Below are 25517 nucleotides of genomic sequence, written 5' to 3' on the forward strand. Positions count from 1 at the left end.
AGAAGTCAGAGATCGTAAGTAAGCGTATTATCTGTCCGAAATCCTGTGCGCAGGTACGCTGCAGGACCCGGAGACACTCAGATGAACGCACCCCATACCCTGTCACGCTGGAGCGACCCCGGCTCCAGTCGCGTGCCCTTCTGGGCCTACACCGATGCGCAGCTATACCAGCGCGAGCTGGAGAAAATCTTTTACGGCGCGCACTGGTGCTATGTGGGCCTGGAAGCCGAGATTCCCAATGTGGGCGACTACAAACTCAGCCATGTCGGCGAACGCCAGGTGCTGATGGTGCGGGACCGTATCGCGCCCAAAGACCGTGCCACCGACCACGGCATACGCGTTGTTGAAAACCGTTGCGCCCACCGTGGTGTGCGCTTTTGCCAGAACCCGCAGGGCAATGCGCGCAGCTTTGTCTGCCCGTATCACCAGTGGACCTACAAACTCAACGGCGACCTGGCGGGGTTGCCCTTCAAGGACGGCGTGAAAGAGGGTGATTGCGTCAACGGCGGCATGCCCGAAGGGTTCGATCTCAAGGATCATGGGCTGACCAAGTTGCGTGTTGCAGTGCTGCACGGCCTGGTGTTTGCCACTTTCAGCGACGACACCGAACCGCTGGAAGACTACCTCGGCCCGCAGATCATGCCGTGGCTGGACCGCATCTTCAAAGGCCCTGACGGAGCGCGCAAGCTGACGCTGCTGGGCTACAACCGCCAGCGCATTCCGGGCAACTGGAAGCTGATGATGGAAAACATCAAGGACCCTTACCATCCCGGCTTGCTGCACACGTGGTTTGTGACCTTCGGCCTTTGGCGTGCCGACCAGAAAAGCCGCATGGTGATGGACGGCGAGGGCCGCCATGCCGTGATGATTTCCCGCCGCAACGAGGGTGGGCAGAACGACGCCGTGACCGAAGGCGTGACCTCGTTCAAGGCCAACATGGCCCTGCATGACGACCGCCTGCTGGACGTGGTGCCCGAGCCCTGGTGGAAGATGCCCGACCCATCCAGCCCGGGCAGCGACATCACGCCCACCGTGACCATGATCACGCTGTTTCCCAGCCTGATCATCCAGCAGCAGGTCAATTCGCTGAGCACACGCCATATCGTGCCGCGTGGGCAGGGTGAGTTTGATTTCATCTGGACGCACTTCGGCTTTGCCGACGACACCCCCGACATGACGCAGCGTCGCCTGCGCCAGGCCAACCTGTTCGGCCCGGCCGGTTTTGTCAGTGCGGATGACGGTGAAGTGATCGAGTTCAGCCAGGCCGGCTTTGCACAGGCTGGCGACACCGGCTCAACACTGTGCGAGCTGGGCGGCACCGGCACCGAGATGACGGAGCACATGGTCACCGAAACCCTGATCCGCAGCATGTATGCCTACTGGAAGAAAGTCATGGGTCTATGACGGCGACTGAACAGGGACTGCAGCGCCTGATGCTGCAACTGGAGGTGGACCAGCTCAACGCAGCCTACGCGGCGGCGCTGGACGAAAAGCGGTTTGATGCGTGGCCGGAATTCTTTGTGGAAGAGGGCAACTACAAGGTGCAGGCCCGCGAGAATTTTGACCGCGGCCTGCCGCTGGCCCTCATGGCGCTGGAAAGCCGGGGCATGATGAAGGATCGGGTGTATGGCGTCACGCAGACGATCTATCACGGGCCTTATTACATGCGCCACATCGTCAGCCCGGCGCGCATCCTCTCGGAGGAAGGCGATGTCGTCAAGGCCGAGGCCAACTACGCGGTGTTCCGCACCAAGCCGGGCGGCGTGAGCGAGGTCTACAACGTCGGGCGTTATATCGACGAGCTCATCAAAAAAGACGGCGTCCTGAAATTCAGGAGCCGTCTTTGTGTGTATGACAGCGAGATGATCCTCAACTCGCTGATCTATCCGGTGTAGCAGGGATACTGGTGTGGTGCAGGCAGCACCAACCCGGCAGGTGCCGGGGCCGCGTTGCCTGGCGTTTCTTTTAGCGCCTCTTACCGACCTCGTTACCGATCACCGCTCCGGCTGCCGCGCCGCCCACGGTGCCCAGGGTGCTGCCGAATACGGCATTACCGACCAGGCCACCGGCCACGGCACCAACACCGGTGCCTATCTGTGCATTGGTCGGGCTGGTGCTGCAACCACCCAGGCCTATCAGTGCCGCCGCTGCTACCGCTGACATCATCAATTTCGTATTCATCTTGTCCACCTTTGCTCAGAGTTTCAGGCTCTTGCTGGGGTATTCACATCGTGAAGTCCTGACCTTGCCTGTGATTTCACTGTAGGGGGACGGGTATGTGGAGGTTGTAGGAGAAGGTTGCCGCGGCGTGTCGGCTTGCTGCGGTCTTTGGTGGTAATTTTCGGCGCATCAATGCGCGCCGATGCGGTACTTAAACAGCGCGGTTGCGCGCCAGCGGCGGGTTGCGCGCGAAGTAGCGCGTGATGCCGCGCATCAAGGCGTCGGCCAGCTGTACCTGGTATTCGTCGCTGCGCAGTTTGGCTTCTTCGTCGGGGTTGCTGATGAAGGCGGTCTCCACCAGCACGCTGGGGATATCGGGCGCTTTGAGGACAGCGAAGCCGGCTTGCTCGACCTTCGGTTTGTGCAGCTTGCCGACATTGCCGATCTCGCCCAGCATGGCACTGCCGAGCTTGAGGCTGTCGTTGATCTGCGCCGTGGTGCTCATGTCGAGCAGGGCTTTCTGTACCTGGGCGTCCTTGGCCTTGACGTTGATGCCGCCCACCAGGTCGGCGGAGTTTTCTTTATCGGCGATCCAGCGCGCGGCGCTGCTGGAGGCCCCTTTTTCGCTGAGCGCGAAGACGCTGGCGCCTTGCGGTCGTGCCGTAAAAAATGCGTCGGCATGGATGCTGATGAAAAGGTCGGCCTGCACGCGCCGCGCTTTTTGCACGCGCACATGCAGCGGCACAAAGAAGTCGGCATCGCGCGTGAGGTAGGCGCGCATATTGGGCTGCTGGTTGATACGGTCGCGCAGGCGGTGCGCGATCTGCAGCACCACGTCTTTCTCGCGCGTGCCGCCGGGGCCGACGGCGCCGGGATCTTCCCCTCCATGGCCCGGGTCCAGCGCGACGATGACGAGACGGTCGGTCTTGTTCTTCGCAATGACGGCCGCTTCGGGCGAGGTCTTGGCGCCGCCGGGGGTGGCAGGGCCGGTCGTTGGCCCGTGGGCCTTGTCCTTGTCTTTTTCCGCGACGACTGCCGGCGGTGGCTTGCCGTCGGCCTGCTTGCCCGACTGCCGCGCGATCAGGTCGGCGATAGGGTCATTGGCGGGGGCGGGTGTGGCGCCCGGTTGCCTGTCGGCGAGCTTCTCGGCAATCAGGGCTTCGAGCGGGTCGGCGACCTGCGTCGGGTACAAGTCGAACACCAGCCGGTACTGGTAAGCCGCTACAGGCGGCAGGGTGAATACCTGCGGCTGGATGGGCTGCTTGAGGTCTATTACGAGCCGCACCACGCCAGGGGCGTTTTGCCCCACGCGTATGCCCGAGATATTCGGGTCGTCGGATTTCACCTTGGCGACCAGTTCGCGCAGCGCGGGAATCAGGTCTATGCCTTCCATGTCGACGGCAAGGCGCGGCGGGTCGGCGATGAAAAATTGTTTTGCCTTGATCTCGCCGTCGGATTCGATGGTGAGCCGCGTGTAGTCTTTGGACGGCCAGACACGCACGGCCACGATGGTCGCGCCGCGCGCGATGTGCTGCACGCCCAGCAGAAGCACCACGCTGCCCAGTTGCAGGGCGCTGCGGCGGGTGACGGGCTGCCGCTTCATGCCAGCAATTCCGCGCCTGTGGGCGTGTGAGCCGTCAGGGTAACTGTGCGGGTATCGTCCGGCAGGACTTCCAGGTGGAGCAGCAGATCAGGTTGCGGCAGATGCGGTCCTGCTTTTTCCGGCCATTCGACCAGCTTGAGCCCGGTGCTGGCAAAGATGTCGCGTAACCCCGCCTCTTCCCACTCGCGCGGATCGTTAAAGCGGTAGAAGTCAAAATGCCAGATATTCATCTTCGGCAAAGTGTAGGGCTCGACCACCGCATACGTGGGACTTTTGATGCGGCCTTCGACGCCCAAACTCTTGAGCAGGTGGCGCACAAAGGTGGTCTTGCCGGCGCCAAGGTCGCCCTGAAGCTCAATGAGCGCGCGGCCAATGGCGGGATGACCCGCCAGTGCCTGCGCGAAGGCTGCCGTGGCCGCTTCGTCCTGCCAGGCAATGTTTTTTACAATCAGCGGGTGCCCGCCAGCAATTCTTTGAACAGTCATCAATTCGTTTCTCAAATTCAAACTTGGGCGCGCGAGCTTGGATTTTCGCAAATTGGCGTGGCCGGTGTGGATTTATCGTCGGCCGAGCCTGGATTATCAGCCTGGCTCGCTGCAGGCTTCCATGGTGACATGCATTACATGGCGGCGCACGGGCTCAAACGGGCCCGGCCGGCCGAGCTGATTCCGGGCACCATCAGCGTCATCACGGCACGCATGGACTATCTGCCTGCATCGACGGCTGCCGCCCCAGGCGAATGGCAGGCCCTTGAGTTCAGCCGGCTTGAGCGGCCGGCGGAAGGCATTGTGTCGGTGTATGCACGTGGCCGCGACTATCACAAGATCATGCGCGCCCGTCTGCAAAAACTCAGCGAACGCATCTCCGGCCACGTCGGCCAGCTCGGCCATCGGGCTTTCACCGACTCCGCGCCCGTGCTGGAGGCCGAACTGGCAGCCCGTAGCGGCCAGGGCTGGCGCGGCAAACACACCTTGCTGCTCAACCGGGAGGCGGGCTCCATGTTCTTCCTGGGGGAAATCTACGTTGACATTGTCCTGCCGCCCAGCGAGCCGGTGACGCCGCACTGCGGTACCTGCCAGGCCTGCATTGACGTGTGCCCCACGCGGGCGATCATCGCGCCCCACAAGCTGGATGCGCGGCGTTGCATCTCTTACCTCACCATCGAACACGCGGGCCCGATTCCCCTGGAGCTTCGCCCGCTGATGGGTAACCGGATTTATGGTTGCGACGACTGCCAGCTGGTCTGCCCGTGGAATAAATTCGCCCAGCGCAGTGCCTTGCCCGATTTTGACGAGCGCAGCGGCTTGACGGGGCAGCAGCTCGTCACCCTGCTTGGCTGGACGGAAGCGGCGTTTTTGCGATTCACTGAAGGCAGCCCGATACGCCGTATTGGCCATGAGCGCTGGCTGCGCAACCTTGCGGTGGCCATGGGCAATGCCCTGCGGGTGCTCGATCCTGAGGCGGGACAGCCCCTGCGCGAGGCCCTGCAAATGCATGCCGCTTCTCCCAGCGAGCTGGTGCGGGAACATGTGGCCTGGGCCCTTGATCAGTAAATTTGAACGAAAATGGCCTGCAGCCCTTTGGAGACAAGCGCAAGCAGCTCCTAAATCAATAGCAAAGCATTTGGCATGTCATGCGCTTGAGCGATAAGCGCATATTAGACTTAAGGCTCGAACCGAGGTGCTGGCTTCGCGCCGGCCATCAGGCATCCGACACGAAGTGCCTGACCGGGCAGCCACAAAAGGCAGCGCGGTCTTTTAGCAGTCCCAGCGCCGGTAGTTCTGGTAGCACAACTCGCGAATACGGGCTTTGTCTCTGGCCAGCTGGTTTTGCGCTTCCCTTACCTTGTTTTGTTCACGTGATTGGGCTTCGTACTCCTTGCGCTGCGCTTCACGCTGTTCAGCACTGGCTCTTTGTGATTCCAGATAGCTGCGCTGCGCTTCCGCTGAACGGACATTGTTGATTGCGCGCTCGCTTTCCTGGCGGAATTGCCGCTCTTGCTGTGCTGCCTGCTTGGCAATCTGCTGTCTGTTCGCTTCTTCCGCAGCCAGACGGAGTTCTTCCTTCCTGGCATCCTCTTCCGCTTGTACCTTCAGCCGAAGTTCTTGTGCGGCCTGTTCCTTGCGCGCAGCTTCACGCTTGGAGCTGATGTAAAAACTCCCTGCGAACAGCATTGCAACTCCCACAGCCAGAATGACCACAACACGTGTGAGTCCCGACGATTCCTGCTCGACTTTGATTGTTCTGTCCAGACGTGCGGCCGCGGGCCTCGTTAGCGTACTGCTGAGCTTGCGATCATGCGCAGCCCTGGACTCGTCGTCTCGCAGTACCTGGTAGGCGGTTTTGACTTCCAGGAATCTGTCAACGGCTTGTGGGTCAGCCGCCAGCCTGGCCGGGGAGTAATGGATATTTGCCTTGTTAAAGGCCACTTCAATGTCTTCTTTGTTGGCGTTTCCGGGTACTCCCAGAACCAGATAGGCTGACTTCATGAAATCCCTGTGAGGTAGATATTGTTAGTGGTTATCCGCGACGGAGCCTAGCGCCGGCTTGACGTACTTACAGTTACTGTGATTCTTCTTGCTGTATGTGCTTCAGCTCCGGCATCGACACCTGTAAGTCGGGAATTTTCTGGATAGACGCTCGGTGTCGATATAGCAAGACGAGCTTTGCTTGTCCGTTTGCTGTCCATGCACTCGGCCTCAATGGCTCCCCTAATCTCTGCAGGATTGCCTTTCTTGGCAAACACGGAAGAAACCAGTTCTTTTTGCTGAATTTTTTCCAACCGACCAATAGTTTTGGCATCAATTTGGGCATGCAAGCCCTCAAGGGTTTCCTTGTGGGCTCTGGCCTGAATAATGGGCATGGCACGGGCTCCCAAATCTGCGCACTGCGTGTCGGCAGCGGCATTGACCTGTTCCTTGCTAAAGGAGCCAGTTAAGGAGGAATACTTTTTCTGGATCTCGGTGTCGCAGGGTTTGTCCTGGAATGTGGCTCCACATTTGAACAATTGCTGACTGCTTGCTGCAGAACACGCGATCGCCGCAAATACGGCGACCATCATTGGCCTGTAAATTCCCACGTATTTCCTCCCTGCCGGCGTCTGATGTCACAAATTTTTACATCAGTATACCGAGAGCGAAAGGCAGGCTAAGAATGCCCAGCATTGTTGAAAGTGTCACCAGGCCCGCCACGTAACCCCCGTTGTAGCCCATGCGCGCCGCCAGCACGTACGCGCTGGAGGCCGTCGGCAAGGCGGAAAACGCCAGCAGGATGGTGCTTTGCACCGGCGACAGCCCGAAGGCTTTGCACAGGCCCATAGCCATGAGCGGCATCAGCAGGTGCCGTATCGACAGCACGGCCACTGCCAGCGTCTTGGCTTGCGACAGGTGGCCGAACTGCATGCCGGCGCCTGCCGCCATCAGGCCCAGTGCCAGCGAGGCGGCTCCGATGCGGGTCACCGTGGGTTCGAGCCAGACAGGCAGGGTAAAGCCGAGCAGGTTGGCCACCAGGCCTGTGGCGGTAGCGAGGATCAGCGGATTGCGCGCCAGCTCGCCCATGAAGCCGCGCCTGGCATGCCGCGCCATGGGCCACACCGCCGCCACGTTGAAAAGCGGCACGCATACACCAATCAGCACGGCGATCAGCTGCAGGCCCTGGCTGCCCGCCAGCCGGTCGGCCAGGGCCAGCGCAATGAAGGAGTTGAAGCGAAACGCCACCTGCGCGCTGGCGGCGTGCTCACGCGAGTCGATGTGCCTGCCCAGCCAAGGCAGGTGCGGCAGGCTGTAGGCCATCGCAATACCGGCTATTCCCAGCAGGATGCCGGCGCTGATGAGGCTGGAGGCGGCGCCCAGGTCCAGCGGGCTTTTGACGATCGAATGAAAAAGCAGGACCGGAAACAAAAAGTAATAAACCAGGCTCTCCACCTGTTCCCATACGGTGCGGTTGAGGGCGGTGTAGCGGCAGACGAGGTAGCCGCAAACAATCAGGGAAAAGTCGGGAAAAAGAAGCTGCGCGTAGTTCACTCGCCGAGAATAACCGCAATCCCCCCGGGTTTGCCCTTATGCGTAATCCACAACTGCGGGGCATGAATGTTGCGATTACCATTTCTGCTGTTTTTATTGAAGGACTGAACATGCAACGTCGTTATCTGTTTGCCTATTCCGTGGTGTCCGCGCTTGCGCTGGGCGCCGCCGCAGGCCCCGCATTGGCACAGGGTTATCCCAACAAGGTGGTCAAGCTCGTGGTGCCGTTTGCACCGGGTGGCACCACTGATATCGTCGCCCGCGTCATCTCCGAGCCACTGGGCAAGGCCTTGGGCCAGAGCGTGATCGTCGAAAATCGGGCCGGCGGCGGCGGCGTGGTGGGCGCACTTGAGACATCGCGCGCCGTTCCCGATGGTTATGCGTTGGGCGTGGCCACGGTGTCCACCACCGCGGCCAATCCGGCCATCAACCCCAAAATTCCGTACAACACGCTGACGGACTTCACGCCCATCATCAATATCGCGGCAACGCCCAACATCATTGCGGTTCACCCGAGCTTTCCGGCGCGCAACTACAAGGAGTTTGTGGCTGAGCTCAAAAAGAACCCCGGCAAGTATTCCTATTCGTCCTCGGGCACCGGCGGAATCGGTCACCTGCAGATGGAGCTCTTCAAGAGCATGTCGGGTACCTTCGTGACGCACATTCCCTACCGCGGCGCGGGTCCGGCCCTGAACGACACCGTGGCCGGGCAGGTGCCCATGATTTTTGACAACCTTCCATCGGCCCTGCCGTTCATCCAGCAAAAGCGCCTGATCCCCATTGTGGTGGCCGCGCCCCAGCGCCTGGCTGTGCTGCCGGATGTACCCACTTTCAAGGAAGTCGGCCTGGAGCCTGTGAACCGCATGGCCTATTACGGCATCATCGGCCCGAAAGGCTTGCCAAAGGACGTGGTCGACAAGGTCAGCGCCGGGGTGAAGAAATCGCTGGAAGATCCGGCGATACGCAAACGGATCGAAGACACCGGCTCCCTGATCATTGCGAATACGCCCGAGCAGTTCACGGCGCAGATCAAGGCCGAATTTGATGTCTATAGAAAAGTGGTCGACTCGGCCAGGCTCAAGCTCGAATAGAACTTTGAAGCCGGACTGACCGGAAGCAAAGCTACCCGTAAGCCGCCGCGCATTCAAATGTGCGGCGGCTTTTTTGTTATGGTCACCCCATGCAGCCAGAAAGCCAGTCCAGTATTGATGGGTTTATTGACGCCTTGTGGCTGGAAGACGGGCTGTCCAAAAACACCCTGGCGGCTTACCGCCGCGACTTGTCGCTCTACGCCGGATGGTTGGCTGCCAGGGAGCAGGGAGGGCGAAAACTTGACGAGACGGCGGAGGCCGATCTCAACCGCTACTTTTCGGCCCGGCACGCTGCGACCAAGGCAACATCCGCCAACCGGCGCCTGACGGTGTTCAAGCGCTATTTTCGCTGGGCATTGCGCGAACACCTGATTGCCGCGGACCCGACGCTCAAACTCCAGTCGGCAAAGCAGGCGCTTCGGGTGCCCAAAGTCATGAGCGAAGCCCAGGTTGAAGCCCTGCTGGCCGCACCCGACGACGGCACGCCGCTGGGCCAGCGCGACCGCGCCATGCTGGAACTGTTGTACGCCAGCGGCCTGCGCGTAAGCGAGCTGGTGGGCCTCAAGACATTTCATGTGGGACTGAACGAAGGGGTGCTTCGCGTCATGGGCAAAGGCAGCAAGGAACGGCTGGTGCCCTTCGGCCAGGTGGCACGGGAATGGATTGTGAAATACCTGGCAGACGCGCGGCCGGCCATCCTGGGCGGGCAGCAGACCGACGACCTGTTTGTCACCGGCCACGGCAAGGGAATGAGCCGCGTGATGTTCTGGATGCTGGTGAAAAAATATGCGCGGCTTGCCGGCATCAACTCGCCGCTGTCTCCGCACACCTTGCGCCATGCATTTGCCACGCATTTGCTGAACCACGGCGCCGACCTGCGCGCGGTGCAGATGCTTTTGGGCCATGCCGATATTTCCACCACGACGATTTACACCCATGTGGCGCGTGAACGGCTCAAAGCGCTGCATGCGCAGCACCACCCCAGGGGGTAGTAGAGCCCCACGGTCGTTCGCTGCGTAACTCGCTGCCCCCGAGGGGCCGCCCACCCTACGGCCCGGCAAAGCCGGTTCCGGCGCTCATGCTGGCATGAATAGTTCCGCGGGCGTAATCGAGTAGAGAGGTATTTCACCAGCAGGTGCCGCGGAACCGGCTTTGCCGGGCCGCAGGCACCGTCCCCTGCAAGGGGAAAAGGGCTACACGAAGTGAGCCCGATAGGGGTGTGCCGATTTTTCGGTTTCGCCGGCCCCCGGCGCCGCCCCCTGCAAGGGGGGAACAGGCTACACGGAGTGAGCCTGGACGGGGGTGTACATGTAGTCCCGGTTGAACGGGTAGCTAGACTGGGCGCCGGTGACCGGTGTGTTGTGCACATCACCTGAGGGCCGCGCCGCCAGCATCTGGTGCAGCGAGATCCAGCCTTGCTCAAAGCTCATTGCGCTGCCTGCCAGGTAGAGGCGGTAGGCGCGCAAAGTCTTCTCCGCGCGTTCGGCGCCGCCGTCTGCGGCCAGTACCTGACGCGCGTCGTCCAGCCTGGCCTCCAGGGCGTCCGACCAGTTCCACAGCGTGCGTGCATAGTGGGGGCGCAGGTTTTCGGTGTCCACCATCTCCAGGCCTGCGCGTGACATGTGCTCCAGCACGGCGCTGACGTGCATCAGCTCACCGCCGGGGAAGATGTACTTTTCGATGAATTCGCCCATGCCGGCGCCGAGCTGGCGGTTTTCCAGGCCGCCGGCCGTGATGCCGTGGTTCATGACCAGCCCGCCCGGGGCCAGCAGGCGCATGATCTTCTGGAAGTAGGCCGTCATGTTGGCATGGCCCACATGCTCAAACATGCCCACGGACGAGATCTTGTCGAAGGGCTGGTCTTCCGGCATGTCGCGGTAGTCGCGCAGCTCCATGCGCACGTGCCCCTCCAGGCCTTTTTCCTGAATCAGCCGCTGCACGTGCGCGTGCTGGTTTTTCGACAGGGTGATGCCGGTGGCATCGACGCCGTAATGTTCGGCCGCCCACATCAGCAGGGCGCCCCAGCCGGCGCCAATGTCCAGGAAGCGTTCGCCGGGCTTGAGCATGAGCTTGCGGCAGATGTGGTCGAGCTTGGCTTCCTGGGCCTGGGCCAATGTCATGGCGTTGTCGCTGTAGTAGGCGCATGAATACACCCGCCGGGGGTCGAGCCAGAGCGCATAGAAGGCGTCGGACACGTCATAGTGGAACTGGATTTGCGCTGCATCCCGGCTTTGGGTGTGGGCGGCCAGGGACTTGGCGCGATGCAGCAGGCCGGACCACCAGCCGGTGTCGCTTTGCACCGGGTTGCCGGGCAGCAGTTTGGTGACGGCGCGCATCACGTCGCGCATGGCGCCCTCGAGCTGGAGTTTGCCTTCGACGTAGTCCTCTGCCAGGGCGCCGATCTGGCCGGCCTTGAGGCGGGCGATGGAAGACCAGTGCGAAAACGCGAGCTTGACGGGGGCGTTAGGCTCTCCGAGACGCTGGCCCTGCGGCAGCTGCAAGGCGATGTCCGCGGGCAAGCCCGGCATTTGCGAAGGGATGTCTGGAACGAGATGCCGGATCATGCGCAAACTCCTTTTCAAGAGTTTTGCAGTCTAGCGCTGTTCGAAAATCCCTGCCGTGACTGTATGTGTAGGAATTCGCCGCGTCCTGGAACCTGTTGCTAGACCAGAAGCGCCAGTTCCGCCTCGTCAAAACCAGCCCGCCGGCGGGCGTCCAGGTTCAGCGGGCCCTTCAGGCGAGGCGCCCCATACTGCCTGGCCAGCACCGGGTAGGTCGCCACCGGATCCAGGCCCCGCTGGGCGCACAGGTAGCGGTACCAGCGGTTGCCGATGGCGACGTGGCCGATTTCGTCGCGCAGGATGATGTCCAGGATGTCCACGGCTCGCAGCGCGTCCGGCGTGCCGACCTTGCGCAGCTTGGCCTGCATGGGTGGGGTGGCGTCCAGGCCGCGGGCCTCCAGGGTGCGCGGCACCAGCGCCATGCGCGCCAGCACGTCGCCTTCGGTTTTGGCGGTCATGTCCCATAGCCCTGTGTGCGATGGGAAATCGCCGTAGTCGTAACCCATGGCCTGGAGATGGGCGCGCAGCAGGCTGAAATGGTGGGCTTCTTCGGCGGCTACCTGCCGCCAGTCCAGGTAGTAGGCCCGCGGCATGCCGGCAAAACGCCAGATGGCGTCCAGGGCGAGGTTGATGGCATTGAACTCGATGTGCGTGACGGCATGAAGCAGGGCCGCCAACCCCTCGTGTGTGAAAGGTGAGCGCTTGGGTACATCCAGGTGAGAGCGCAGTTCCGGCCGTTCCGGGCATCCGGGCAGACCCGGCGGCGCAGGAATCGCCAGCTCCTTTGCTATCAAAACAGTAGCTGCTTGCGCTTGCGCCTGTTGGGCCAGGCGCACTTTTTGCTCTGGATTTTTGGTGAGAAGGGCCTGCAGCGCTTGCTGGCGCAGTTCTGCAGGGGCCAGTAGATCCGTCATGAATCCATTGTCGTTGATACCTCGGGATGCCGGGATTGGTTGCCGGCGGTGTACGCTGAATGACAGGGGAAGCTGCCTCCTTACAATCGGTGCATAGCCGCCACGCTCTTTCCCGTTTGTGGCCTTTGGCTTTAATTTTGAGTGAGAACGCATGGCTATTTATCAATTGGACAAGCTGACCCCCACCGTTCCTGCGTCTGCCTGGGTGGCCGACAACGCCCAGGTGATCGGCGATGTGCGGCTTGGCGAAGACTGCAGCGTCTGGTTTGGCGTGGTGATCCGGGGCGACACCGAAACCATCACGGTGGGCCGGGGCACCAATGTCCAGGACAACAGCGTGCTGCATGCCGACATGGGCGTGCCCCTTACCCTCGGGGAAGACGTCACGGTCGGCCACCAGGTCATGCTGCACGGCTGTACCATCGGCGATGGTTCGCTGATCGGCATCCAGGCGGTTGTGCTCAATCACGCAAAGATCGGCAAGAACTGCCTGGTCGGGGCGGGCTCCGTGGTCACCGAAGGCAAGGAATTCCCGGACGGCTCCCTGATCATCGGCAGCCCCGCCAAAGCGGTAAGGCAGCTTTCCCCCGAGCAGATCGAGGGTTTAAAAATGATCGCGAAGCACTATATAGAAAATGCCCAGCGCTACAAGGCCGGGCTCAAGAAAATCGCCTGAGCACCCAGAATGACCAAACTACCCAATACATGCAGAGCGCTAACGTCAGGGCTCCCCTTCCAGCTGGGGCCGCGGAACTGGCTTCGCCAGGCCGCAGGCGCAGCGGCCCCCTCGGGGGGCAGGGAGCTACACGAAGTGAGCGACCGTGGGGGCCTGTTTAATGTCTGAGTTGCATAAATTCATCTTTGAAGGCCTGCCGGTTCGCGGCATGCTGGTTCGCCTGACCGATTCCTGGCAGGAAATCCTCAAGCGCAGACAGGCGGCCGGCGGCTACCCGGCCGAGGTCATGCAGCTGTTGGGCGAAATGACGGCCGCCGGCGCGCTGATGCAGAGCAACATCAAGTTCAATGGTGCGCTCATTCTTCAGATCTTCGGCGACGGCCCGGTCAAGCTGGCCGTGGCCGAGGTTCAGCCCGACCTGAGCTTGCGCGCCACCGCCACGGTGACGGGTACGGTCGATGCGGGCAGTTCGCTGAGCCAGCTGGTCAACGTGAGCAATCAGGGGCGCTGCGCGATCACGCTGGACCCCAAGGACAAGTTGCCGGGGCACCAGGCCTACCAGGGTGTGGTGCCGCTTTTTGGCGATCAGCGCGAGAAGATTGAGAACCTGGCGGAAGTGCTTGAGCATTACATGCTGCAAAGTGAGCAGCTCGACACCAAACTGATTCTGGCAGCCGACGGCAAGGTGGCTACCGGCCTGCTGATCCAGCGGCTGCCGGTCAAAGGCCAGGGGAACCTTGAAGGCCAGATCGACCGGGACGCCAACGAAGACCAGATCGGCGTCAATGAAGACTACAAACGTATTGCCATGCTGGCCGGCACGCTCAAGCGCGAAGAGCTTTTAACTCTCGATGCCGACACGATCCTGCGCCGCCTTTTCTGGGAAGAGCAGGTCACCCGGTTTGAACCCGCCACCCCCAGTTTTGCCTGCAGCTGTTCGCGCGACCGTGTGGGCAACATGCTGCGCAGCCTGGGTACAGACGAAATCGAAAGCATCATTTCCGAACGTGGCAAGGTCGCGGTTGGGTGCGAATTTTGCGGCGCACAGTATGAATTTGACCCGGTGGATGCGGCGCAGCTTTTCACCAGCCAGACCAACCAGCAGCCACCCACGTCCACCGTGCAATAGTTTCGTCGGCCGCGCTGCGGCAGGGCAATGCTTCAAGCGGTTGCTGCAGCGCGCTCCGCCAGCAGGTCGCTGAGCAGGCGGTGCTCACAAGCAGGATCGCTGCACTTTTCGCAGACCCACACCCAGGCCTTCCTGCTTTTTTGGGGGCTTGCTGTCGCGCCGGGCGTGCTTCGGGTGAAAGTCGGGGCACGGGGCCGCAGACTTTGCGCGGCCTCCAGCGCCCGGGCAAGGCGCTGCTCTGCGGTCCCGTACATCACGCGATAGGGAATGCCCGCGTGCGACAGGGTTGCACGAATCGACTGGTCGGCGCTGTGTTGAAGTTGCCGGCGTTCATCGGCCGTTGTTGCCGCCTGCACTTCTTCCAGTCCCATGAGCAGCGTCAGCCCAAAGCTGGGGAGGTCGGCAGGAAGGGACGCGGCATCGGTCACGGCTACGGTGGCTTCGTGCCCCGAGATTTTCAGGGCGCAGTCCAGCGCAGCGGCAAGCTGTCTCTTTCCGGTAAGTGGAGCGCCGGTAACGGCAATTTTCAGCACGGGTACTTTCGCAGGCTGGATACCCAGGGCTTACTTGGTCACCTGCACGAAGATTTCATTCGGCTTGACCATTCCGAGTTCGATCCGGGCTTTTTCTTCGACCATTTCGAGCCCCTCCTTCAGGTCTCGGACTTCTGCAGCGAGCTGGTCATTGGCAGCCTGCGCCTGAACGTTTTTGGCGAGCTGCTCGGTCAGCCGGTGCTGCATGTCGCGCACGCTGGGAATGCTGCCCCGGCCGATCCAGAGTTGCGCGTGGAATATGGCTAGCAGCGCAATCAGGATGGCGGGGACGAGTCGGTTTCCCATGCCTATGCTTGAGGGTGATGATTAAAGGACAAGGTTTTTTCGCCGGGCCGCCCCAAGAAAAAACGCGCCCCCTCGGGGGGCAGCGAAGTACGCGAAGCGACGAGCGTGGGGGCTGACTTTTCGCCGGGCCGCCCCAAGAAAAAACGCGCCCCCYCGGGGGGCAGCGAAGTACGCGAAGCGACGAGCGTGGGGGCCATTTACCGGAGGTTATAAAAGGCCGCGCGGCCCGGATAGGTGGCGATGTCACCCAGGTCTTCTTCGATGCGCAGCAGCTGGTTGTACTTGGCCATGCGGTCCGAGCGCGAGAGTGAACCGGTCTTGATCTGGCCCGCATTGGTGCCCACGGCGATGTCGGCAATCGTGGAGTCTTCGGTTTCGCCCGAACGATGGCTGATGACGGCGGTGTAGCCGGCGCGCTTGGCCATCTCGATGGCGGCAAAGGTCTCGGTCAGCGTGCCGATCTGGTTGATCTTGATCAGGATGGAGTTGGCAATCTGCTTGTCGATGCCTTCCTTGAGGATCTTGGTGTTGGTGACGAACAGGTCGTCGCCGACCAGCTGCACCTTTTTGCCCAGGCGTTCGGTCAGGGTCTTCCAGCCGTCCCAGTCGCCTTCGGCCATACCGTCTTCGATGCTGATGATGGGGTATTTGTCGACCCAGGTTGCCAGGATGTTGGTCCATTCGGTGGCGTCCAGGCTCAGGCCTTCTGCGCCCAGGACGTATTTGCCGTCCTTGTAGAACTCCGACGCTGCGCAATCGAGGCCCAGGGCAATTTGTTCGCCGGCCACATAACCAGCGGCGTCGATGGCCTCCAGGATCATCTGGATGGCCGATTCATGGTTGGCCACATTGGGTGCAAAGCCGCCTTCGTCGCCGACGGCCACACTCATGCCCTTGTCGTGCAGGATTTTCTTGAGCGCATGAAACACTTCAGCACCGTAGCGCACGGCCTCGCGAAAGCTTGGTGCGCCCACGGGAATGATCATCAGTTCCTGCAGGTCCAGGTTGTTGTTGGCATGCGCGCCGCCGTTGACGACGTTCATCATGGGCACGGGCATCTGCATGGCACCGCTGCCGCCGAAGTAGCGGTACAGGGGCAGGCCGGCTTCTTCAGCTGCTGCGCGTGCCACGGCCATGCTGACGGCCAGCGTGGCGTTGGCGCCCAGGCGCGATTTGTTGTCGGTACCGTCCAGGTCAATCAGCGTGCGGTCCAGGAAGGCCTGTTCGCTGGCGTCCAGGCCCAGCACGGCTTCGGAGATTTCGGTGTTGATGTGTTCGACGGCCTTGAGCACGCCTTTGCCGAGGTAGCGCGACTTGTCGCCGTCGCGCAACTCAATGGCTTCACGCGAACCGGTGGACGCGCCCGAAGGCACTGCAGCACGGCCCATGACGCCGGACTCCAGCAGCACGTCGCACTCAACGGTAGGGTTGCCACGGCTGTCGAGAATTTCGCGGCCGACGATATCAACAATTGCGCTCATTAGGTTCCTTTTTTTGTAGAGAGGGGATCAGACCGGGGCGGCAACGCCTTCGACCAGGACCATATTGAAAAACTCGGTGGCGCCAGCACGCTTGGCACGTGCGGCGCGGTACATTTCGTCGTCATAAAAGGCCTTGGCCTTTTCGTAGCTGGGAAAGCGCAGCATGGCGACGCGTGCAGGTTGCCAGGTGCCTTCCAGCGCCTCAAACTTGCCACCGCGCACCAGGTATTCGCCCCCAGCGGCTGCAACCGCGGCGGGCGCGGCCGCCATGTACTGCTTGTACTGCTCGGGGTCGGTGATCTTCATGTCGACAATGATGTAGGCGAATGTCATGGCTTGTGTAGGTTTCCGGGATGGATCGCTGGCTCAGGCGCTGAAGTTGTTTTCGAGGAAGCCGTTTTTCTTGGTGACACGATCCAGTTCGAGCAGTGTTTCCAGTAGCGCCTTCATGTGCTTGAGCGGTACGGCATTGGGGCCGTCGCACAAGGCCCTGGCCGGGTCTGGATGGGTTTCCATGAACAGGCCAGAGACGCCGACGGCCACCGCGGCACGCGCCAGCACCGGCACCATCTCGCGTACGCCGCCGCTGCTGGTGCCCTGGCCGCCGGGCAGCTGCACCGAGTGGGTCGCGTCAAACACGACCGGCGCGTTGGTCTCCCGCATGATGGCCAGGCTGCGCATGTCGCTGACCAGATTGTTGTAGCCAAAGCTGGCGCCGCGTTCGCAGGCCATGAAGTTGTCTTCCGGCAGACCGGCCGCCTTGACGGCCGCGCGCGCCTTGGTGATGACGTTCTTCATGTCGCCCGGGGCCATGAATTGGCCCTTCTTGATATTGACCGGCAGGCCGGACAGCGCGACGGCGTGGATGAAGTCGGTCTGGCGGCACAGCAGGGCCGGCGTTTGCAGCACATCGACGACCTTGGCGACCTGGGCGATCTGGTCTTCGGAGTGGATGTCGGTCAGCACCGGCACGCCAATTTCCTTTTTGACCTTGGCCAGGATCTCCAGTCCTTTTTCCGTGCCCAGTCCACGAAAGGCCGTCTCGCTGGTGCGATTGGCCTTGTCGAAACTGCTCTTGAAGATGAAGGGAATACCCAGCGAGGAAGTGATTTCCTTGAGCGTACCGGCGGTGTCCATCTGCAATTGCTCGGACTCCACCACGCAGGGGCCGGCGATGAGGAAGAAGGGTTGGTTCAGGCCAATGTCGAATCCGCAGAGTTTCATGGTCAGGCTACCGCCTTGAGGGGCTTGGCGGCAGCTTTCGGGTCCTGGCCTGCCGTGGCGCGCTGTTGGAGTACGGCCGCAATATAGGCATTGAACAGCGGGTGGCCATCCCAAGGCGTGGACTTGAACTCGGGGTGGAACTGCACGCCGACAAACCAGGGGTGGACGTCTTGCGGCAGCTCGACGATTTCGGTGAGTTGCTCGCGCTGCGTTAGCGCGGAGATGACCAGGCCCGACGCACGCAGGGCATCGAGGTAGTTGACGTTGGCTTCATAGCGGTGGCGGTGGCGTTCTGTCACCACGTCACCATAAATTTTGTGGGCCAGCGTGCCGGCTGCGACGTCCGAGCTTTGCGCGCCCAGGCGCATGGTGCCGCCCAGGTCGGATTTGGCATTGCGTGTCTTGATCGTGCCGTCGGCGTCTTTCCACTCGGTGATCAGCGCGATCACGGGGTGCGGTGTGGCGGGGTCGAACTCGGTGCTGTTGGCGTCCTTCAGGCCAGCCACATGGCGCGCGAATTCGATGGTCGCTACCTGCATGCCCAGGCAGATGCCAAGGTAAGGCATCTTTTGCTCGCGGGCGAAGCGGGCCGCGCAGATCTTGCCTTCGACGCCGCGTATACCGAAGCCGCCGGGCACCAGGATGCCGTCAAAGCGCGCCAGGCGCGAGACATTGTCCTGCGTGATGGTTTCGGAGTCGACATACTCGATGACCACCTTGGCGTGGTTCTTCATGCCGGCGTGGCGCAGGGCTTCGTTAAGCGACTTGTAGCTGTCTGAAAGGTCTACGTACTTGCCGACCATGGCGATGTGCACTTCGGTCTGCGGATGCTCGGTCTCGTAGACCAGGTCGTCCCAGCGCTTGAGGTTGGCCGGTGGCGTGTTCAGGCGTAGCTTGTCGCAGATCAGGCCGTCCAGGCCCTGTTCGTGCAGCATGCGGGGCACTTTGTAAATGGTGTCGACGTCCCACATCGAGATCACGCCCCACTCGGGAACGTTGGAGAACAGCGAGATTTTTTCGCGCTCTTCGTTGGGAATGCGGCGGTCGGCACGGCACAGCAGCACGTCGGCCTGGATGCCGATTTCACGCAGTTGCTTGGCGGTGTGCTGGGTCGGCTTGGTCTTGAGCTCGCCGGCGGCGGCGATCCAGGGCACGTAGCTCAGGTGAACGAAGGCGGTGTTGTTGGCGCCCAGGCGCAGGCTCATCTGGCGCACGGCTTCAAGAAAGGGCAGGGACTCGATGTCGCCGACGGTGCCGCCGATTTCGACGATGGCCACGTCGACCGCATCAGCCGTCTCGTAGCCGGCGCCGCGCTTGACGAATTCCTGGATTTCGTTGGTGACGTGCGGGATGACCTGCACGGTCTTGCCCAGGTAGTCGCCACGGCGTTCTTTCTCAAGCACGCTTTTGTAGATCTGGCCGGTGGTGAAGTTGTTGGCCTTGCGCATGCGCGTTTCGATGAAACGCTCATAGTGGCCGAGATCCAGGTCGGTCTCGGCGCCGTCGTCGGTCACAAAAACTTCGCCATGCTGGAAGGGCGACATGGTGCCCGGATCCACATTCAGGTAGGGATCGAGCTTGATTAAAGTGACTTTGAGGCCTCGCGATTCGAGGATCGCAGCTAAGGAGGCTGAGGCGATTCCCTTGCCCAGGGAAGACACCACACCGCCGGTGACGAAGACAAATTTGGTCATGTCAGGTACGAACCGCAAGTTCGTAGAGGTGGTAAACGGAGATTATACGGGTTGCCCGCCGGGTTACTTCTTGCAGGGGATACTGAATTTCAGCCCACAGCTGTTCGGGCTTGCACGGTGGCTCGCAGCCCACGTAAGGCTGGCCGGTGTTGACCAAGCAAGCCGGGGCCGCGGAACCGGCTTAGCCGGGCCGCAGGCGCAGCGCCCCCTCGGGGGGCAGCGCATTACGCGAAGCGAAAAGCGTGGGGGCCTTTCCTCCAACTGAGATACATTGCGGAACATGACGAATCAAGTGAATCCCATGGGAAGCGGCCCGGACGGCAATGAAGCCCTGGACTTGGCCGGCAGACACATCGTGCTGGGCCTGTCGGGTGGCATTGCATGCTACAAGGCCGCTGAACTGTGCCGGGCGCTGATCAAGGCGGGTGCCACGGTGCAGGTAGTCATGACCGAAGCTGCCGAGCAGTTCATCACGCCCGTCACCATGCAGGCCCTGAGCGGACGGCCGGTCTACACCAGCCAGTGGGACAGCCGTGAAGCGAACAACATGGCGCACATCAACCTGTCGCGCGAATCCGATGCGATCCTGGTTGCGCCCATGAGCGCCGATTTCATGGCCAAGCTGCTTCACGGGCGTGCCGACGACCTGCTGAGCCTGATGTGCCTGGCCCGGCCCATCGACAAGGTCCCGTTGCTGGTGGCCCCGGCCATGAACCGTGAGATGTATGCGCACCCGGCGACCCAACGCAATTTTGTCCAACTGGCCGGTGATGGTGCCACGGTGCTGGGCGTGGGCAGTGGTTTTCAGGCCTGCGGCGAGACCGGCGACGGACGCATGCTGGAGCCTGAGCAGATCCTCGAAGACCTGATTGCCTTCTTTGCGCCCAAGGTGCTGGCCGGGCAGCATGTGCTGGTCACGGCCGGACCGACCTATGAGGCCATAGATCCCGTGCGCGGCATCACCAACCTGTCGAGCGGGAAAATGGGTTTTGCCATTGCGCGGGCGGCGCACGAAGCAGGAGCAGAGGTCACTCTTGTTGCGGGCCCGGTCGGGCTGTCAACGCCACGCGGGGTCAATCGCATTGACGTCAAATCTGCACAAAATATGCTTGAAGCCGTTACAGGGCATGCGCAAGCAGCTACTATTTTTATAGCAACTGCGGCTGTCGCTGACTGGCGGCCGGCCGCGCCTTCAACGCAGAAGATCAAGAAAGACGGCTCCGGCCAGACGCCGCAGCTGGTGTTTACCGAAAACACGGACATCCTGGCCACTGTCGCCCAGTCACCCGCCGCCCAGGCCGGCCGGTTATTCTGCGTGGGTTTTGCCGCTGAAAGCCATGACCTGGCCGACAACGCCGGGGCCAAGCGCCTGCGCAAAAAAGTGCCGCTGCTGGTCGGAAACATCGGCCCCGACACTTTCGGTCAGGACCACAACGCGTTGCTGCTGGTAGATGCGGAGGGTAGCACCGCGCTGCCCAGGGCTTCCAAGCTCTCGCTGGCGCGCCGTCTGGTGCAGGAGATCGCCGCCCGGATGGCGGCCGGGCCATCGCACGGAAAGGCGGCTGCACCATGAATCACCCCTCGGACACACCGCCTGACGGTGATTTCGCCAGCTACGTGGAGCGCCTGACTGGCGCCAATGCCGCTGCGGGAGTGCGTGAGGATTTGCTCAAACCCCAGGCGGGTGTTTCCGCCAACCCCCGGTTTTCAGCGAGTTCAGGCACGCCTTCGGTGAAGGCTGCGCTGGCGCCTTTGGCTGGCATGTCCTTCCTCAGCCACGTTAGATGGGTAGTAGTGTTGTGGATCGCTACCCAGGCGCTCTCCGAAGTGCTGCCCGGCGCGGGCTTTTTGTTTTTGCCCGCGCTGCTGGTCTATGGGGCCTGGGTGGTCTTCAAGGCCAACCGCAACTCCTCGGGTGCGCTGGTCCAGCGGCTGCGCGAGCTCGCCCGGCAGGCCGCCGAAGAGGCGCAAAAAAATCAACAACCGAAGAAAAAATAATTCATGCTCATCGACGTCAAGATTCTCGACCCCCGCCTTCAGGACAACCTTCCTGCTTACGCCACGCCCGGCAGCGCCGGCCTGGACCTGCGCGCCTGCCTGGAGGCGCCCCTGACGCTGGCCGCCAACGCGTGGCAACTGGTACCGACCGGCATTGCGATCTACCTGCACAACCCCGGCTATGCCGCGCTCATCCTGCCGCGCTCGGGGCTGGGCCACAAGCACGGCATCGTGCTGGGCAACCTGGTCGGCCTGATCGACAGTGATTACCAAGGGCAGCTGATGGTCAGCGCCTGGAACCGCAGCGATGTGCCATTCACCATTGAGCCGATGGAGCGGATCGCCCAGCTGATGATCGTGCCGGTGGTGCAGGCGCAGTTCAATGTGGTGGCGGAATTTCCCGCCAGTGAGCGTGGCGAAGGCGGGTACGGCTCCACGGGCAAAGCCTGACCGCCTGAAGGGCTGGCGCTGGCGGGCAAAAGGCGTCAGGGGAGGGTGTTTTCCTACAACCCCTGCGACACGGCTCCCACGCCGCGACAGCTCTAATCCCCACCTTGTATTTGCTGCGGCGTGCCCTTAATGGGTCATGGGAGTCTCCGCGCTCCTGGTATCGGCTTCTCGCTAGCGTGAAGCCGATGGCAGGGGCCGGGAAGCTCATGAACTTATTAACAGGAGAGACTCATGCAAAACACATTCCGCTTTATTTCCTCGGCTTCCGCTGTGCTGGCACTGGTGGGCTTGGCTGCTTGCGCGCCCATGAGCCCCAGCGGCGATTCGTCCTACCCGGCCACCACCTCAACCTATCCCGCTTCTTCGTCCTATCCCGCCAATCAGCAGAATGCTTATGTTGAGTACGGACGGGTCATCAATGTGGAAGCCATCCAGACTACGGAAAAGGGCCGCGGCTCTGGCGTGGGTGCTGTCCTGGGCGGTGTGGCGGGTGCTGTGGTGGGTCACCAGATCGGTGGCGGCAGCGGCAAGGATGCTGCAACCGTGGTGGGTGCGGTGGGCGGCGCAGTGGCCGGCAACGCCATTGAAAAGAACCGCAATGCGACCATTCGTGAAAGCTATCGCGTCTCCGTGCAACTGGACAATGGCAGCTCACGCGCCTACGACGTGCCCAGCTACGGCAACCTTCGCGTGGGAGACCGCGTAAAGATCGAAAACGGCCAGATCAACCGGGTCATGTAAAGCTGCGGTTCCTCCGCATATGAAGAGCCGGCTACTCCCGCAGGGAAGGGCCGGCTTTTTTACGCCTGGAATTGCACGCGTCTCAGTGCAGCGTGCCACTTCCCGGTGTGATCGGCTCAAGTTTGAAAAAACCGGTACCAAGTGAGCCCTGGCCGATTTCCTCTTCGCTGGCTTCGCGCACGGCTTCAACCTTGAGGTTCAACCGGATGGCAATGCCCGCAAGGGGATGGTTGCCATCGAGCACGACGTGATCGGGGTAGATCTCGGTCACGGTGTAAATATGATCATGAGGCGCTTGCCCGCTGCTTCCTGGCGGAAGGGCCATGCCGTCGAAGGTCATGCCTTCTTCCAGTTCGGCTGGAAAAATCTTGCGGGGTTCGAGGAAAACCAGATTCTCGTCGTAGTCACCGAAGGCGTTTTCGGGCTCAAGGTGCAGCTCAAGCTTCTCTCCGGCTTCATGGCCTTGCAGTGCCTCCTCGATCTTCGCGAGGAGATCATCGCCGCCGAGTAAAAACTCGATGGGTTCGTCCAGCTCGTCCAGCACATCGCCCAGAGTGTCTTTCAGCGTCCATGTCAGGGCTACGACGCATTGCGGGGTGATTTTCATCCGACAATTGTCCCATGGATGTAAATCAATCTCTAGAGCTCCTCGCCGGCCTGAGCCCGGCGCAATTCATGCGCCGGCACTGGCAAAAAAAGCCGCTTCTCATCCGCCAGGCGCTGCCGGGGCTGCAACCTGTGCTCAGCCGCGCAGCACTGTTCAGGCTCGCGTCGCGTGAGCAAGTCGAGTCCCGGCTGATCGTCCAGCAGCCCAAGGGATGGCGGATGAAACAGGGGCCTTTTGCCGCGCGAAGCCTCCCGCCGCTGAGCCAGAAAGCCTGGACCTTGCTGGTGCAGGGGGTGGACCTGCATGACGCCGGCGCGCATGCGCTTTTGCAGAAGTTCCGTTTTGTGCCTGATGCCCGGCTCGACGACCTGATGATTTCGTTTGCCACGCCCGGCGGCGGCGTTGGGCCGCACTTTGACAGCTATGACGTGTTTCTGCTGCAGGCCAGCGGCCGGCGGCGATGGAAGATCGGGCGGCAGAAAGACCTGACGCTGCAGGAAGGCGTGCCGCTGAAAATCCTCCAGAATTTTGTTCCTGAGGAAGAGTTTGTACTGGAAGCGGGCGACATGCTCTACCTGCCTCCGCGCTATGCCCACGACGGCATTGCCGAGGCGTCGCTGCAGGCCGACGGAAAACCTGCAGATTGCATGACATATTCCATCGGATTCAGGTCGCCTGCACAGGGGGAACTTGCCGCGGAACTGCTGCATCGCCTGGCCGAGTTCACTGAGGACGATCGCCATGAGGGTGATGAATCTGCCGCGGAAGAACTCGGCCGCAAGGCACGGCCCCGCCTGTACCGCGATGCGGGGCAGGCCGCAACCCCAACACCGGCCGCCATGCCGTCAGAGCTCACGGCCTTCGCCGGCCAGGCGGTTCTGGACGCGTTGAAAGATCCCCTGGCCGTGGCTTGCGCCCTGGGCGAATACATGACCGAACCCAAGCCTTCGGTATGGTTTGATGAGGTGGAGTGCGAGTGGGATGTCGATGCGGCGCGGCAGGGGAGTGCCGGCGTGCATCTCGACACACGCACGCGGATGATGTATGACAGCGACCATGTGTTTATCAATGGCGAAAGCTATCGCGCCAAAGGTGCCGATGCTGCCCTGATGCACCGCCTGGCCGACCAGCGCAGCCTGGCCCCCCGGGAGCTGCGCAAGGCTGGCGCATCTGCCATCGCGCTGCTGGGCGACTGGCACGACGCGGGCTGGTTGCGGCAGACGCTGCCTGCGGAAGACGACTGACCTGATTGCCAAACAGCCTGGAGACGTTTTATGGATACGGAAAAAACCAGTTCTGCCCTGCCGCCCGCCTTGCTGGAAGGCCGGTTTACCGGCCGCAGCGATTTCACGGAGTTGATCAGGAAGTCGCTTTCAGCGGCAGCCGCACAGGGGTGGCGTGAAATCATTGTGTGCGATCCCGATTTCGAAGACTGGCCCCTGGGAGAACGTGCAGTCGTTCAGGCGCTGAATGATTGGTCCATGACGGGCCGGAAATTCACGATGCTGGCAAAAAACTACGATGAAGTGGTCAGGCGGCACGCCCGGTTCGTCACCTGGCGGCGTACCTGGGCGCACATTGTGGAATGCCGTGCCAATGCGTCGGGTGCGGCGGACGATATGCCCAGCGCCTTGCTCGGCCCCGGCTGGGTCTTTGAGCGGCTGGATGTGCAGCGCTGCACTGGCATTGCCGGCTCTGAGGTTGCGAGGCGGGTGGCGTTGAGGGAGCGCATCAATGAGCGTTTGCTGAAAAGTTCGCCGTCGTTCCCCGCCACCACGCTGGGGCTTTAAGGCGGGCATTTGTGCGTCTGAGGGCGCTACAGGCCTGTAAAGGCTGGCTTAGGGTTTTCCGGCTTGCGTTCCCATTTGTAATATCCGGCATATAATTTAAAGCTGGGTAGAAAGAGCTCGAGTCCTTTCCCCGGTCAAAAATAACTTGAATTCCGGTTTGGGTTTTCTTTTGGCAATTTCCGGAAATTGTTTTCTTAAATATCATCAAGGATCGTAAAAATGAACAAGTCACTCGTTTTGGCAGCTATCGTTGCCGCTGTTGCTCTGGCTGCTTGCGGCAAGAAAGAAGAAGCTCCAGCACCAGCTCCAGTTGCTGCACCAGCTCCAGCCCCTGCTGCTGACGCATCGGCTCCTGCCGCTGCCGCATCTGCACCTGCATCGGCACCTGCTGCTGACGCTGCTGCCGCTGCTGCCGCTGCTACCGCCGCTCCAGCCAGCGCTGCGAAGTAATTCTTCAGCGAGTCGAAAAAAGCCGCCGCGAGGCGGCTTTTTTATGGGCGCTTGTTTGCCGCGATGGCCGGTATGCACCCGCATTGC

General features: G+C 61.6%; 29 protein-coding genes. 14 read left to right on the forward strand and 15 right to left on the reverse strand.

The features are described 5' to 3' along the window. Positions 1-81 precede the first annotated feature (81 nt). Both AC1D13_RS02925 and AC1D13_RS02930 read left to right on the forward strand, forming a co-directional pair. Positions 82-1404, forward strand: a complete 1323-nt coding sequence (locus AC1D13_RS02925; RefSeq protein WP_457278956.1) for an aromatic ring-hydroxylating dioxygenase subunit alpha — start codon at positions 82-84, stop codon at positions 1402-1404. A gap of 29 nt (positions 1405-1433) precedes the next feature. Next, positions 1434-1895 carry an aromatic-ring-hydroxylating dioxygenase subunit beta gene (locus AC1D13_RS02930; RefSeq protein WP_457279778.1) on the forward strand — a complete coding sequence of 154 codons (462 nt, stop codon included), beginning with the start codon at positions 1434-1436 and terminating at the stop codon, positions 1893-1895. A 70-nt stretch (positions 1896-1965) separates the two neighbouring features. On the opposite strand, the gene AC1D13_RS02935 is transcribed toward AC1D13_RS02930, so the two are convergent. From AC1D13_RS02935 to tsaE, 3 genes are all read right to left on the reverse strand, one after another. Beyond that, positions 1966-2181, reverse strand: coding sequence for a glycine zipper 2TM domain-containing protein (locus AC1D13_RS02935; RefSeq protein ID WP_457278955.1), 216 nt, complete (start codon positions 2179-2181; stop codon positions 1966-1968). A 190-nt stretch (positions 2182-2371) separates the two neighbouring features. Further along, positions 2372-3763: an N-acetylmuramoyl-L-alanine amidase gene (locus tag AC1D13_RS02940; RefSeq protein WP_477688909.1), complete on the reverse strand. Its 1392-nt coding sequence runs from the start codon at positions 3761-3763 to the stop codon at positions 2372-2374. Then, positions 3760-4248: a tRNA (adenosine(37)-N6)-threonylcarbamoyltransferase complex ATPase subunit type 1 TsaE gene (gene tsaE, locus AC1D13_RS02945; protein WP_477667478.1), complete on the reverse strand. Its 489-nt coding sequence runs from the start codon at positions 4246-4248 to the stop codon at positions 3760-3762. Before tsaE ends, AC1D13_RS02940 begins: the two co-directional genes overlap by 4 nt. Positions 4249-4263: 15 nt before the next feature. Between tsaE and queG the strand changes: the two genes are divergently transcribed. Then, positions 4264-5316, forward strand: coding sequence for a tRNA epoxyqueuosine(34) reductase QueG (queG, locus tag AC1D13_RS02950; protein WP_477667542.1), 1053 nt, complete (start codon positions 4264-4266; stop codon positions 5314-5316). Between the two features lie 204 nt (positions 5317-5520). Here the strand turns inward: queG and AC1D13_RS02955 are convergent, their stop codons facing one another. The 3 genes from AC1D13_RS02955 to AC1D13_RS02965 are packed head-to-tail and all read right to left on the reverse strand — an operon-like array spanning position 5521 to position 7785. Then, positions 5521-6252: a DnaJ domain-containing protein gene (locus AC1D13_RS02955; protein ID WP_457278952.1), complete on the reverse strand. Its 732-nt coding sequence runs from the start codon at positions 6250-6252 to the stop codon at positions 5521-5523. A gap of 47 nt (positions 6253-6299) precedes the next feature. Next, complete coding sequence (locus tag AC1D13_RS02960; protein ID WP_457278951.1) at positions 6300-6824, reverse strand: hypothetical protein; 525 nt, start codon at positions 6822-6824, stop codon at positions 6300-6302. Positions 6825-6879: 55 nt separating this feature from the next. Further along, positions 6880-7785, reverse strand: coding sequence for an AEC family transporter (locus tag AC1D13_RS02965; RefSeq protein ID WP_477688910.1), 906 nt, complete (start codon positions 7783-7785; stop codon positions 6880-6882). Between the two features lie 110 nt (positions 7786-7895). Here AC1D13_RS02965 and AC1D13_RS02970 point away from each other — a divergent pair, with 110 nt between their 5' ends. Both AC1D13_RS02970 and xerD read left to right on the forward strand, forming a co-directional pair. Then, positions 7896-8876, forward strand: coding sequence for a tripartite tricarboxylate transporter substrate binding protein BugE (locus AC1D13_RS02970; protein WP_477688911.1), 981 nt, complete (start codon positions 7896-7898; stop codon positions 8874-8876). Between the two features lie 89 nt (positions 8877-8965). Continuing rightward, a complete protein-coding gene (gene xerD, locus AC1D13_RS02975; protein ID WP_457278948.1) occupies positions 8966-9868 on the forward strand; it encodes a site-specific tyrosine recombinase XerD in 903 nt (300 codons plus the stop codon). Between the two features lie 285 nt (positions 9869-10153). Here the strand turns inward: xerD and AC1D13_RS02980 are convergent, their stop codons facing one another. Together AC1D13_RS02980 and AC1D13_RS02985 are read right to left on the reverse strand one after the other, a co-directional pair. Then, entirely contained in the window at positions 10154-11440 is a 1287-nt protein-coding gene (locus AC1D13_RS02980; protein WP_477667477.1) for a class I SAM-dependent methyltransferase, read from the reverse strand. A 98-nt stretch (positions 11441-11538) separates the two neighbouring features. Beyond that, on the reverse strand, positions 11539-12351 hold the full coding sequence (locus AC1D13_RS02985) for a ferritin-like domain-containing protein (protein WP_477667476.1): 813 nt from the start codon (positions 12349-12351) through the stop codon (positions 11539-11541). 151 nt (positions 12352-12502) lie between these two features. Here AC1D13_RS02985 and AC1D13_RS02990 point away from each other — a divergent pair, with 151 nt between their 5' ends. Both AC1D13_RS02990 and hslO read left to right on the forward strand, forming a co-directional pair. After that, positions 12503-13027, forward strand: a complete 525-nt coding sequence (locus tag AC1D13_RS02990; protein WP_457278945.1) for a gamma carbonic anhydrase family protein — start codon at positions 12503-12505, stop codon at positions 13025-13027. Positions 13028-13187: 160 nt separating this feature from the next. Further along, positions 13188-14156: an Hsp33 family molecular chaperone HslO gene (gene hslO / locus AC1D13_RS02995; RefSeq protein ID WP_457278944.1), complete on the forward strand. Its 969-nt coding sequence runs from the start codon at positions 13188-13190 to the stop codon at positions 14154-14156. 32 nt (positions 14157-14188) lie between these two features. Here the strand turns inward: hslO and AC1D13_RS03000 are convergent, their stop codons facing one another. The 6 genes from AC1D13_RS03000 to AC1D13_RS03025 form a co-directional block, all read right to left on the reverse strand. Continuing rightward, entirely contained in the window at positions 14189-14689 is a 501-nt protein-coding gene (locus AC1D13_RS03000) for a hypothetical protein (RefSeq protein WP_457278943.1), read from the reverse strand. A 30-nt stretch (positions 14690-14719) separates the two neighbouring features. Next, positions 14720-14995 carry a septum formation initiator family protein gene (locus tag AC1D13_RS03005; RefSeq protein WP_457278942.1) on the reverse strand — a complete coding sequence of 92 codons (276 nt, stop codon included), beginning with the start codon at positions 14993-14995 and terminating at the stop codon, positions 14720-14722. Between the two features lie 197 nt (positions 14996-15192). Beyond that, a complete protein-coding gene (eno, locus tag AC1D13_RS03010) occupies positions 15193-16476 on the reverse strand; it encodes a phosphopyruvate hydratase (protein WP_457278941.1) in 1284 nt (427 codons plus the stop codon). A 27-nt stretch (positions 16477-16503) separates the two neighbouring features. Further along, positions 16504-16809, reverse strand: coding sequence for a DUF1330 domain-containing protein (locus tag AC1D13_RS03015; protein ID WP_457278940.1), 306 nt, complete (start codon positions 16807-16809; stop codon positions 16504-16506). A 33-nt stretch (positions 16810-16842) separates the two neighbouring features. Then, positions 16843-17700 (reverse strand): 3-deoxy-8-phosphooctulonate synthase, encoded by an 858-nt coding sequence (kdsA, locus tag AC1D13_RS03020; protein ID WP_477688912.1) that lies wholly within the window; start codon positions 17698-17700, stop codon positions 16843-16845. A gap of 2 nt (positions 17701-17702) precedes the next feature. After that, positions 17703-19394, reverse strand: coding sequence for a CTP synthase (locus tag AC1D13_RS03025; protein ID WP_457278938.1), 1692 nt, complete (start codon positions 19392-19394; stop codon positions 17703-17705). A gap of 301 nt (positions 19395-19695) precedes the next feature. Between AC1D13_RS03025 and coaBC the strand changes: the two genes are divergently transcribed. The 4 genes from coaBC (at position 19696) to AC1D13_RS03045 (ending at position 22583) form a co-directional block, all read left to right on the forward strand. Further along, positions 19696-20967 carry a bifunctional phosphopantothenoylcysteine decarboxylase/phosphopantothenate--cysteine ligase CoaBC gene (gene coaBC / locus AC1D13_RS03030; protein WP_477688913.1) on the forward strand — a complete coding sequence of 424 codons (1272 nt, stop codon included), beginning with the start codon at positions 19696-19698 and terminating at the stop codon, positions 20965-20967. Next, positions 20964-21392 (forward strand): hypothetical protein, encoded by a 429-nt coding sequence (locus AC1D13_RS03035; protein WP_457278936.1) that lies wholly within the window; start codon positions 20964-20966, stop codon positions 21390-21392. The genes coaBC and AC1D13_RS03035 overlap by 4 nt, the downstream gene beginning before the upstream one ends. A gap of 3 nt (positions 21393-21395) precedes the next feature. Beyond that, positions 21396-21842, forward strand: a complete 447-nt coding sequence (dut, locus tag AC1D13_RS03040; RefSeq protein ID WP_457278935.1) for a dUTP diphosphatase — start codon at positions 21396-21398, stop codon at positions 21840-21842. A gap of 231 nt (positions 21843-22073) precedes the next feature. Then, positions 22074-22583: an outer membrane lipoprotein gene (locus tag AC1D13_RS03045; protein ID WP_457278934.1), complete on the forward strand. Its 510-nt coding sequence runs from the start codon at positions 22074-22076 to the stop codon at positions 22581-22583. A gap of 82 nt (positions 22584-22665) precedes the next feature. Here AC1D13_RS03045 and AC1D13_RS03050 read toward each other — a convergent pair whose 3' ends face one another. Then, positions 22666-23190 (reverse strand): FKBP-type peptidyl-prolyl cis-trans isomerase, encoded by a 525-nt coding sequence (locus AC1D13_RS03050; protein ID WP_457278933.1) that lies wholly within the window; start codon positions 23188-23190, stop codon positions 22666-22668. A 14-nt stretch (positions 23191-23204) separates the two neighbouring features. Between AC1D13_RS03050 and AC1D13_RS03055 the strand changes: the two genes are divergently transcribed. The 3 genes from AC1D13_RS03055 (at position 23205) to AC1D13_RS03065 (ending at position 25430) form a co-directional block, all read left to right on the forward strand. Beyond that, a complete protein-coding gene (locus AC1D13_RS03055) occupies positions 23205-24434 on the forward strand; it encodes a JmjC domain-containing protein (protein WP_477688914.1) in 1230 nt (409 codons plus the stop codon). A gap of 30 nt (positions 24435-24464) precedes the next feature. Further along, positions 24465-24980, forward strand: coding sequence for a hypothetical protein (locus AC1D13_RS03060; protein WP_477688915.1), 516 nt, complete (start codon positions 24465-24467; stop codon positions 24978-24980). A gap of 219 nt (positions 24981-25199) precedes the next feature. Next, entirely contained in the window at positions 25200-25430 is a 231-nt protein-coding gene (locus tag AC1D13_RS03065; RefSeq protein ID WP_457278930.1) for a hypothetical protein, read from the forward strand. Positions 25431-25517 lie beyond the last annotated feature (87 nt).

It is taken from the genome of Polaromonas sp. P1_E12, assembly GCF_056405975.1.